Source organism: Psychrobacter sp. 1U2 (genome assembly GCF_051847575.1).
This window is the reverse complement of record NZ_JBPYDC010000703.1, coordinates 1-890: the sequence shown is the minus strand read 5'-3', so window position 1 is coordinate 890 and position 890 is coordinate 1. Positions and strand designations below refer to the sequence as shown.

Sequence of the window (890 nt, the reverse complement as noted above, 5' to 3'; positions counted from 1 at the left end):
GTATAATAAGGAACACTAATTCCACAGGTTTCCTTAATTTCGTCAACTAGCTTTTGTAAAATAATTTGTCGCTTATTAAAGAACTGTCCCTGTTGCCAAAGCTCAAGGCTCAGATTACGCACACGTTTACCAGGAATTATACCACCACCAATATCAACTGTTACGAAACCCTCATTAATTAAATTTTGAATCAATCGATGAGTGGTAGGTTTAGGGATATCTAGTATTTGCGATATCTCAAGCGGAGAGAGTGGTTTTGGAGCATAAGATATAATTTCAACGATCTCTAGTACTCGGGTAATCGACGACACCTTAGACATAAACAAAGCTCAACCAGATTAAAAAATAATATTATATTTAATTTATAACTACTTAGTATGCATAATCAAAAAAATAATAGTTATTTTAACATAATTTTATTTATTTAAATGATTAAAAATATAGCGTTAAATTTCTTCGATAGCTAGTTATTCAATAATTTTTAAAGGCCTATTCATGATTTTAATAAAGTGATGTTGCTTAACCCGATTTATTTTATATTAATAAAAATATAATTAATCTAGAATCAATTAACAAGGATTGTTTTGAATATGAAATAGAATTCTATTTTTCTCTATAGTCGACGCACTTTAAAAAGAATATAGCGTTACTGGAATGAATTTTGCGCAGCCTCTGGGAACGCCGCATGCAAGGAAAGTTTATGCCAGTAGCGCGTTTAAATCTATATAACAGTTTTATGTTCAAACCCCGATATTAACAAAATCACCTGAGAAAAACTTTCATACCTCAGTCTTCTACACTATATAAACAATAGCATTTAGGGTCTTTTCGAATAATCAGAGTAAAATAAATCCATGGTAATGGAGAGATTAATGATATTTCGGACACAA

Annotated in this window: 1 protein-coding gene; it reads right to left on the bottom strand. The window is 30.6% G+C overall.

Annotation, left to right across the window (positions count from 1 at the left end):
• On the bottom strand, positions 1–320 hold a 320-nt coding region (locus tag ACS8FD_RS18200; protein WP_439276885.1), incomplete at its 3' end, for a helix-turn-helix domain-containing protein.
• Positions 321–890 lie beyond the last annotated feature (570 nt).